The following is a 9,796-nucleotide window of genomic DNA, read 5'->3' as shown; positions in this document are numbered from 1 at the left end:
AAACGAGAGTTTGGCGAAGTTTTTGACCCAGCAAGCACAAACAGCTCAAAGAGCTATCGCTCAAAGTTAAAGTGATTTATTAAGAGTAAGATTTTTTTGGTATTACGAAGATGCATCTGCCAATGATTCGGCAGGGAGGGATTCTTGCGTTACTACCGGTTTTCTGCACGAGATTCGGACAGAAGGAAAAAGGTGGAGAGTCGATCTGTAAGCCGGGTTCTGTCTTGAACAGTCATTCGTCTACGATGGCCATCACTGGACATCTTTAGCAACCTACCCGGTCCCAGCGCGGGCCACGCCTTGGGACCCTATTTGGTCTTGCTCCAAGTGGGGTTTACCTAGCCACGAACTGTTGCCAGTCGTGCGGTGCGCTCTTACCGCACCTTTTCACCCTTACCGGCACCGAAGCGCTTAGGCGGTTATTTTCTGTGGCACTTTCCGTAGGCTCACGCCTCCCAGGCATTACCTGGCACTTCGCCCTATGGAGCCCGGACTTTCCTCCCCCCCCTAATTTTCATAGAGGGCAGCGACTGTCCAATCGACTCTCCGCCGCGCAGGTTAACGGCACGGCGGACTTAGGACAAGTAATAAAAGTTCAGAATTGCCATCACGTTCAGACGGAATACAGCTTTGGCCCCGGAACTATTCGGCTTTCTGTTTATCCAGCGCAACTTGATACAACACATTCTTGCGCACGCCGGTAATTTCCGCCGCCAACGCTGCCGCACGCTTGAGGGGCATTTCCTTGAGCAGTAGGTCGAGAATGCGCATGGCCTCGCTGTTTACCGCATCTTCACTCTCCGGCGCCGTCCAGCCCGCCACGAGCACCACACACTCGCCGCGCTGCTGGTTGCTGTCGCCTTCGACAAATGCGCGCAGCTCTTCCAGCGGCAGGCCCTTGAGGGTTTCGAAGGTCTTGGTCAGCTCGCGGGCCAGCAGTGCCAGGCGCTCGCCGCCGAACACCAATTCCATATCCTGCAAACATTCAAGAATGCGGTGAGGGGCCTCATAGAAGATCAGCGTACGCGGCTCTTCCTTCAACGCTTGCAGGCGCGCACGCCGCCCCACGGCCTTGGCCGGCAGGAAACCTTCAAAAATAAAGCGGTCCGACGGCAGGCCTGCAGCCGACAATGCTGCAATCAGTGCGCAAGCCCCCGGAACAGGCACTACATTGATACCAGCGGCCCTTGCCTGACGCACCAGATGGTAGCCAGGGTCGGAAATCAGCGGCGTGCCCGCGTCGGAGATCAGCGCCACGTCATCACCGGCCAGCAAGCGCACGATAAAGCGGCTGCCTTCTTCCCGCTCGTTGTGTTCGTGACAGGCCGCTAATGGCGTGCTGATACCAAAATGCTGCATCAAGCGCTGGGAGTGCCGCGTATCTTCCGCCGCGATCAATTTAACCTCGCGCAACACTTTCAGCGCCCGAGCGCTGATGTCGTCCAGGTTGCCAATGGGCGTCGCCACCACAAAAAGCGAGCCAGCAGTGGAATTCAAAGGACCTGGAGCAGTCAAAACGCACACCTCGATGGTTGGCAAAAGCCGCATTGTAACGCGTAGACGCCTTGAAAATATGCCATCACGGCCGATGCCTTTTCAGCCAATGATGGCCACCAGCAACATTTGCACGACCTAATTCGACGGTTTCACGCCAGTAACATCGCGCCTGGGCCAGTGCTTGGGTACAATTCCACGCTAATTTGATCGGTATCAGGAACACTTACATGATCGCTTGCCTGCGGCTGCTCTCCGCCCTCTGCCTCGCTGCCCTGTTGGCCGCTTGCGCCAGCTCGCCCTCGTCCAGCCTTGGCGACCTCCCACGGACCCCGGACGCCAGTATCGAGCAACTGCTCGAACAGGCCACCTCCGCCAAGACGCCAGAAAAGGCCGCTTTGCTGCGCCTGAGTGCGGCAGACATGGCTTACCACCAAAACAATCCAGGCCGCTCGTCGCAGATTCTTGCGCAGGTGCCCCTGGACGTCCTGAAACCAGCCGCGCAAGTATTTGCCAGTACCCTGGCTGCCGAACTGGCCATGGCGCGCAACCAGCCCAAGGCGGCGTTGACCGCCCTGAGCCACCCAAGCCTGCAAAACCTGAAGGACCTGCCGCCCGAACAACAGCTGCGCACCGGCAGCGTGCACGCCCGCGCCTATGAAGCCGATGGCCAGACGCTGGCCGCCGCCCGCGAACGCGTGGCCATGGCCCCACTGCTCAGCGGTGATGCAGCCAAAAACAACCACGAAGCCATCTGGACCTTGATTGCTGCAGTGCCTGCCGACCAACTGCAAGCCAGCGGCAACCCAACGCTCGACGGCTGGATCACCCTGGCCCAAGCGGTCAAAGGTGCCGGCACCCTGGAGCAACAACAAGCCGCCATCGACACCTGGCGCGCGCAGAACCCAAGCCACCCGGCAGCCGTACAACTGCCGTTGCCACTGACCAAGCTCAAGGAACTGGCCAGCCAGCCCCTGAACAAGATCGCCCTGTTGCTGCCGCAGGAAGGCCCGCTGGCCTCCGTCGGCAAAGCGCTGCGTGAAGGTTTCATGGCGGCGCACTACCAGGCTCAGCAGGCCGGGCAGAAGCCGCCGGTCATCGAGTTCTTTGACAGCTCGCGCCTGACCTCCATCGACGACTTCTACGCCAAGGCCCAGGCTGCCGGCGTGCAACTGGTGGTCGGCCCGCTGGAAAAACCGCTGGTCAAACAGCTGAGCGCACGCCCGCAACTGCCGATCACCACCCTGGCACTGAACTACAGCGAGGCCGACCAGAACCCGGCGCAATTGTTCCAGTTCGGCCTGGCCGCTGAAGATGAAGCCCGTGAAGTCTCGCGTCGTGCCCGCGCCGACGGTTTGCATCGTGCAGCCGCCATGGTGCCGCGTGGTGAATGGGGTGAACGTGTCTACAAGGCCTTCCGCCAGGATTGGGAAGCCAACGGCGGTACCGTTGTCGGCGTGGAATACGTCGACCAGCCGGTCGCCCTGGCCCAGCAAATCGCCGACCTGTTCCAACTGCGCAAAAGCGAAGGCCGCGCCAAGAGCCTGCAAAACACGGTCGGCACTGACGTAGCAGCGCAACCTTCGCGCCGTCAGGACATCGAGTTCATCTTCCTGGCCGTGACCCCGCAGTTGGCCCAGCAGATCAAGCCGACCCTGAACTTCCAGTACGCCGGTGATGTACCGGTGTATGCGACCTCCCACGTATTCAGTGCCAGCGGTGACAAGAACCAATACCTGGACATGACCAACGTGATGTTCTGCGAAACCCCTTGGTTGCTCAACAGCACCGACCCGCTGCGCAATCAGGTGGCTGCGCAGTGGCCGCAAGCCAATGGTAGCCTTGGCCGCCTGTACGCGATGGGCGTTGACGCCTACCGCCTGGCGCCACGCCTGGGCCAACTCAAGGCACTGCCGGACACTCGTATTGATGGTCTCTCTGGCAACCTGGGCATCAGTGCCAGCCAGCGTGTTGATCGCCAGATGCCATGGGCCAAGTTTGTTGGCGGCGACATACAGCGCCTGCCCGACACCCCGCGCTGATGCCCGAGCGGTCCAGCGCACAAAGCGGCAAGGACGCCGAACTGCAAGCTCTGAAACACTTGCAACAGCAGGGTCTGCGCCTTCTGGCGCAGAACTGGTTGTGTAAACGCGGTGAGCTTGATCTGGTCATGCTTGACGGCGATACAGTAGTATTCGTCGAAGTCCGCTACAGAAAACACGCACAATGGGGTGGCGCGCTCGCCAGTATCGACGGGCGCAAGCGTCAGAAGCTGATACTCGCCGCGCAGTTTTTCCTGCAGAAAGAGCATCGCTGGGCCGACGCCCCCTGCCGTTTCGATGTGGTTGCCATTGAACGCACACCGTCTGGTCAGGCTGATCTGAACTGGCTCAAAGATGCCTTCGACAGCTGATTCGCCGGACATCTTCACCACACACTTTTGCTCTTTGCTTTGCGGGCTGCACATTCCTGTGCCAAACAGCCGCGCTACTTAAGGTCACACAGATGGACATGCAATCCCGAATTCGCCAGCTTTTCCAGGCCAGCATCGACACCAAGCAACAGGCGATGGACGTACTTGCACCGCACATCGAGCAAGCCAGTCAGGTCATGGTCAACGCGTTGCTCAACGAGGGCAAAATGCTTTCGTGCGGCAACGGCGGTTCGGCCGGCGATGCCCAGCATTTCTCGTCCGAACTGCTCAACCGCTTCGAACGCGAGCGTCCGAGCTTGCCGGCCATCGCCCTGACCACCGATTCGTCGACAATCACCTCGATTGCCAACGACTACAGCTACAACGAAATCTTCTCCAAGCAGATCCGCGCCCTGGGCCAACCTGGCGATGTGCTGCTGGCGATTTCCACCAGCGGCAACTCGGCAAACATTATTCAAGCGATCCAGGCCGCACATGATCGCGAAATGATTGTCGTAGCATTGACCGGGCGCGATGGCGGCGGCATGGCTTCGCTATTGTTGCCGGAGGACGTGGAGATCCGCGTTCCAGCCAATGTCACCGCACGTATCCAGGAAGTCCATCTGCTGGCGATCCACTGCCTATGCGATCTGATCGACAGCCAATTGTTTGGGAGTGAAGAATGACCGTTAACCGCCTCAGCCTATTGGCCATCACGCTGTGCATCGCTATCAGCGGCTGCAGCACGGCAATCACTGCAACACGTGACACCCCGATCCAGGATGACAAGGGCACCCGCACCTTCGGTAGCAAGATCGACGACTCGCTGATCGAAACCAAGGTTGAGGTCAACATCGCCAAGGCCGCTACCGACTTGGGCAACGGTGCGTCGCGCATCGTCGTCACCAGCTTCAACGGTGTGGTCCTGCTGGCCGGCCAGACTCCGCGTGCCGACCTCAAGGCCCAGGCTGAACAGGCCGCCTCAGCGGTGCAGCGTGTGAAGAAGGTGCACAACGAACTGCAGGTCATGGACCCGATCACCCTGCTGGCCATCAGCAATGACGCGCTGCTGACCACCAAGATCAAGGCACAGATGCTGACCGATAACGCGATTCCTGGCTCGCGTATCAAAGTCGTCACCGACAACGGCATCGTCTACCTGATGGGCCTGCTGACCCAGGCCGAAGCCACCCGTGCAGCCAACCTGGTGCAGGGTGTGTCCGGTGTGCAGAAGATCGTGAAAGTGTTCGAATACATCGACTGATCCAACCGTCAGCCACAAAAAAGGGCGCCGTGCATTGACTGCACGGCGCCCTTTTTTATGGTCCTGTGTGTTACTGGTACTGCGAGTACGGGTTGCCCTGGAACTGATTGTTCGGTTGTGGCGCTTGTTGCTGGGCGCCCGGCTGGCCATATTGCTGACCTGGGATCGGGCCAAGGTTGACCTCTACTCGACGGTTCTGAGCACGGCCGTTGACGTCGGCGTTGCTGGCAATCGGGTTATCCGGACCGGCGCCACGTACACTCAGGTTGGCCGAACTCACACCCTGGGAAGTCAGGTAGTTGGCCACGCTCTGTGCACGACGCTGGGACAGGTCCATATTCAACTGGCGGCTGCCGGTGCTGTCGGTGTAGCCGACGATCTGGATGGTGTTCTGATTGAACTGCTTGAGGGAGTTGGCCAGGTTGTTCAGCGGCTGGTAGAAGCTGCTGGAGATCGCGTCCGAGTTGGTGGCGAACGTAATGTTGCCCGGCATGATCAGCTTGATCTGGTCACCCTGGCGCTGCACTTCGACCCCGGTATTGGCCATGCTTGCACGCAGCTTCTTCTCTTGCTGGTCGGCGTAGTAGCCATAGCCCGCAGCACCGGCACCGGCAACCACCGCACCGATCAGCGCACCCTTGCCGCGGTTGTTGTGGTCGATGGCCGCACCGGCCAATGCACCGGCCAGGGCACCCAGGCCACCGTACTTGGCGGTCTTGCTCATACCGCCGGAATCATTGCTGGCCTGTCCTTGGCTGCTGCCGTCGTAAGGGTTAGGCGTAGCGCAGCCCGACAACAGGGCTACGACGGTGGCGACAACAAGCAGACGACGCGAAGTGAACATGAAGGAGGCTCCTACTTTTGCATTCTATGGTGCAAAGGACATTGGCAATGGACCTGTGCCGAGTTTGGAACGCGACAAACAGCAAAAATTCCGTGGCCGCGCGCCGACCAGTAACAAAAGATTCGGAACCAAGACTGCTTTAGAAACCGTAGCAGACCTACGCTGAACGCGACCTGAGTTTTTGCTACAACGGTTATCGGTTATAGAACAGCCCCACTCCTCCTAAGCCCGTACAAACGGGTTCTCCCGCATCTCATCCCCCAGCCGGGTATCCGGCCCGTGCCCTGCCACCACCGTTGCGCCCTCATCCAGGGTATACAGGCGCTGCTTGATCGAGCGCACGATGGTCGCCTGGTCCCCGCCCCACAAGTCCGTACGTCCCACGCCACGCCGAAACAGCGTATCGCCGGCAATCAGCAACTTGGCATCGGCAAACCAGAAGCTCATCGAACCCGGCGTGTGCCCTGGCGTATGCAACGCCACACCGCAACCGCAGGCCAACTCTTCGTCATGTTCCAGCCAGCGATCCGGAGCCGGCACTGGAGTGTAGGGCACGCGAAACATCTGACACTGCATCTCAAGGTTGTCCCACAGGAACTGGTCTTCCTTGTGCAGGTGCAAGGTGGCACCGGTCTTCTCCTTCAATTGGCCGGACGCCAGGAAGTGATCAAGGTGAGCATGGGTGTGGATGATGCTCACCACCTTGAGACCCAGCGCATCCAGGCGCGCGAGGATCAACTCATGGTTGCCGCCCGGATCGACCACGATGGCTTTTTTGCTGATGGGATCGCCGATGATGGTGCAGTTGCATTGCAGCGGGCCGACGGGAAAGGTTTCGCGGATGAGTGTCGGCTTGACGGTGTCCATGGGCGGTCCTCTAGTGCAAACGAAATGTCGCTTTCGGGCGAATATCGCCAGAACAATTGCACTATTAAAACAGACTGGCGGTCACTCGCTAACCAATCAATCGCAACTCCTGCGCCCGCGCCACCGCCTGCGTGCGGCGCTCCACCCCCAGCTTGCTGTTGATATGGCTCGCGTGGGTCTTGACCGTGTGCAACGAGATAAACAGCCGATTGCTGATCTCCTGGTTCGAGCAGCCTTCGGCGATCAGTTGCAGCACCGCCAGCTCCCGTGCACTGAGGGTTTCCTGCAGGGGTGCAGCCTCCACCACCACAATCGCCGGCAACAGCGCCAGCAGGCTCTGATTCAGCAAGCCATGGGCGTCCTGGCCCAACTGTTCGCGCATCCAATCGGGGTGGTTTTCCAGTAAGCGCTGGAACGGCTGCAGCGCGCCACCTGCGCCCGCCTCCAGGGCCTGAGCCACAACCACACGGGCCTTGGCTTCGTGACCACCGTCCAGCAGCAATTGCGCCAACTGGGTCAGGGCCATCAGCGCAATCATCTGGCGTCCGCTGTTCCGGGCTTGCTGCGCCAGTTCTTCGAGACGTTGCAGGGCGGCAGCGGGTTGATGACGCGTGGCCTCCAGCGCGGCCTGCTGCAGGCCGATATGTTGTGGCAGGTGTGGATGAAATTCCGGTGCGGCCGCGGCGTGCTCACCATTGTAGGTTTGCCCCAAGCGGTTCAACCACGCATCCGCCAGGTCGGTGCGGCCTTGGGCCAGCCAGAGTTCGCACTTGATCAGGGTGATCATCGCCAAGTAGTAAATCGGCGGCACGTCCCAGATATGCATCAAGCGCTCGGCCTCGGCCAGTTCGGCAAACGCCTTGGAGAAATCATTGCGCCGCCCCTCAAAGCTGGCGATCACGCAGTGCCCGATCAACACGCTTATATCGCGGCAGGCGCGAGCCTCCACCAGCCCTGCGCGCAAACGGGCAATGCCCGCATCGGGCTGGTAGCGCACCAACAACAGGTAGCCTTCATAGAGCGAAAGCCGCGCGCGCACTGCGTACAACCGCTCGGGCGCCAAGCCATGCAAGCGTTGCAGGCCCTGACGCACTTCATCCAACGAACGCAGAATCTCGCCCCGGGCCTGTAGGACGCGTGCGCGGTCATAGTGGGCCAAGGCTTCAAATAGCGGGTTGCCGACACGTTGCGCCAACTCCAGGGATTCACGGTTCAAGCCACGGGCACGCCACAAATCGGCGTCGACGATGGCCAGGTTGGAGAGTGTCGACAGGCACATCAAGCGCTGGCCGTAGCGTCGCTGCGGCAGACTTTCCAACGCTTCACTGCAATAGCGCTGGGTCAATTCACGATTGCCCCGCCCGCGCGCGATAACGCCACTGAGCGCCAACCACTGGGCCAGCATCGACTTTTGCGCGGTGGCGGAAGGCGCCGGCAGAAAGCGGCTGAGGTAGCCGGATAATTCCTCCGCGGCATCCAATTGGCAGGCCAGGCCCAGGGCCCAGCTATACAGCACGATCAGGCGTGGCGTGCTGATCAGCAGGCTATCCGGCAAGTCCATCTTCCAGCGCAGCAACATGCCGACATTTTGCTCGGCCAGCAGTTGCTCCTCCGAAAGGTTCTGCACCAGATTAGCGGCCACATCCAGATGGCCGGCGCGCAACGCCTGCTCCACCGCTTCATCGATCAAACCCTGGGCATTGAACCAGCGGCACGCGCGCAGGTGCAGGCTGGCCGTCGGCAAGACGTTGCTGCTTTCGCGCCGGGACCGCAACAAATCGGAGAACAAATGGTGGTAGCGATACCAGTGGCCCTGATCATCCAGTGGCACCAGGAACACTTGATGGGCTTGCAGGTAACGCAGGTTCTCCGCGCTGTCGTGGGCTTCGCGTACGGCGTCGCACAGCTCGCTGCAAAAACGTTCCATGGGGGCGGTGTCAAACAAGAAGGCCTGCACATCGGCCGGTAGGCAGTCGATCACCTCCTCCAGCAAATAATCGCGGATCAGCCCTTCGCCGCCATGCAGGTTTTGCGGCAACGCGCCTTCATTGCCCGCTTCGGAAGCGGCCAGCAACCAGAAGCGCAGGCCGGCGACCCAACCCTCACTGCGGCGGATCAGGTTGTCGAGAGCTTCACCGCGCAATGAGCTGCTATGGCGATCCAGTACGGCAAGGGACTCGGCATGGGTCAGGCGCAGGTCTTGCTCATGCAGTTCCAGCAGGTGCCGGGACAGGCGCAGACGTGCCAGATGCCAGTCCGGGCGCTGGCGACTGGTGACCAATACCACCAGGCCATCAGGCAAATGGTTGAGGAAAAACTGCAGACAACGGTCGAGCACCGGCCCCTGGGCCAAATGGTAGTCATCCAGTACCAGCAATAGCGGTGCGCGGGTGGATAGATGCACCGTCAGTTCGTCGAGCAAGCCGTCGAGCCATTCTTCAAACGCAAAGGGTTGGTGACGCTGGCGCATTTTCAGCAGCCCCAGGGATTGGGCGCCGAGTTGCGGGAAGTACTGCTGCAAACCGTCGAGCAGGCGCTCGAGGAAACGTCCGGGGTCGCTGTCCCGTGGGCTCAAGCCCAGCCACAGGCTTTGCCAGTGGGCCGGCAGGCTCTGGCAGAACTCCACCGCCAACGAACTCTTGCCAAACCCGGCGGGTGCGCTGACCAGCAACAGTCGCCCGTCCAGCCCGGCGGTCAGCCGTTCGCACAGCCGCGGTCGCAGCACGTAGCCGTCAGGCAGGGGTGGCCTGTAGAAGCGACCTTCCAGGGTCGGGATTACCGCACTGGCAGGCCCTTGGATTCGGGACAGATCAGTCATCGCCGGGCTCTTGTAGAAGGCTGTTGTCGGCATTGCAGATGTCCGCAGACTAGCGGTAAAAGCGGCGGGATTGTAGATCTTTGCAACATATGCCTG

The 9,796-nt window shown here is 60.4% G+C and carries 8 protein-coding genes and 1 other RNA gene; 4 read left to right on the top strand and 5 right to left on the bottom strand.

The features are described 5' to 3' along the window. Window positions 1–192 precede the first annotated feature (192 nt). Together rnpB and rsmI are read right to left on the bottom strand one after the other, a co-directional pair. An RNA gene (rnpB, locus tag PSH81_RS04750) (RNase P RNA component class A) lies at window positions 193–546 on the bottom strand. A 96-nt stretch (window positions 547–642) separates the two neighbouring features. After that, a complete protein-coding gene (gene rsmI / locus PSH81_RS04745) occupies window positions 643–1,548 on the bottom strand; it encodes a 16S rRNA (cytidine(1402)-2'-O)-methyltransferase (RefSeq protein WP_192297626.1) in 906 nt (301 codons plus the stop codon). A gap of 176 nt (window positions 1,549–1,724) precedes the next feature. On the opposite strand from rsmI, the gene PSH81_RS04740 reads away from it, so the two are divergent. The 4 genes from PSH81_RS04740 (at window position 1,725) to PSH81_RS04725 (ending at window position 5,171) form a co-directional block, all read left to right on the top strand. Beyond that, the gene (locus PSH81_RS04740; protein ID WP_226457717.1) at window positions 1,725–3,536 is read left to right on the top strand and encodes a penicillin-binding protein activator; all 1,812 of its coding nucleotides are present in this window, start codon (window positions 1,725–1,727) and stop codon (window positions 3,534–3,536) included. Further along, window positions 3,536–3,907 carry a YraN family protein gene (locus tag PSH81_RS04735; RefSeq protein ID WP_226457716.1) on the top strand — a complete coding sequence of 124 codons (372 nt, stop codon included), beginning with the start codon at window positions 3,536–3,538 and terminating at the stop codon, window positions 3,905–3,907. The genes PSH81_RS04740 and PSH81_RS04735 overlap by 1 nt, the downstream gene beginning before the upstream one ends. A gap of 92 nt (window positions 3,908–3,999) precedes the next feature. Then, entirely contained in the window at window positions 4,000–4,593 is a 594-nt protein-coding gene (locus PSH81_RS04730; RefSeq protein ID WP_007904374.1) for a phosphoheptose isomerase, read from the top strand. Continuing rightward, window positions 4,590–5,171: a BON domain-containing protein gene (locus PSH81_RS04725; protein ID WP_226457715.1), complete on the top strand. Its 582-nt coding sequence runs from the start codon at window positions 4,590–4,592 to the stop codon at window positions 5,169–5,171. The genes PSH81_RS04730 and PSH81_RS04725 overlap by 4 nt, the downstream gene beginning before the upstream one ends. Before the next feature lie 70 nt (window positions 5,172–5,241). Here PSH81_RS04725 and PSH81_RS04720 read toward each other — a convergent pair whose 3' ends face one another. From PSH81_RS04720 to PSH81_RS04710, 3 genes are all read right to left on the bottom strand, one after another. Continuing rightward, a complete protein-coding gene (locus tag PSH81_RS04720; protein ID WP_305392082.1) occupies window positions 5,242–6,015 on the bottom strand; it encodes an OmpA family protein in 774 nt (257 codons plus the stop codon). A gap of 222 nt (window positions 6,016–6,237) precedes the next feature. Then, window positions 6,238–6,882: an MBL fold metallo-hydrolase gene (locus PSH81_RS04715; RefSeq protein ID WP_226457713.1), complete on the bottom strand. Its 645-nt coding sequence runs from the start codon at window positions 6,880–6,882 to the stop codon at window positions 6,238–6,240. 88 nt (window positions 6,883–6,970) lie between these two features. After that, window positions 6,971–9,700, bottom strand: coding sequence for a LuxR C-terminal-related transcriptional regulator (locus PSH81_RS04710; RefSeq protein ID WP_305392081.1), 2,730 nt, complete (start codon window positions 9,698–9,700; stop codon window positions 6,971–6,973). Window positions 9,701–9,796: the final 96 nt, after the last annotated feature.

The organism is Pseudomonas sp. FP2335 (assembly GCF_030687535.1).
Classification (GTDB): domain Bacteria; phylum Pseudomonadota; class Gammaproteobacteria; order Pseudomonadales; family Pseudomonadaceae; genus Aquipseudomonas.
This window is presented reverse-complemented; position numbering and strand designations above follow the sequence as displayed.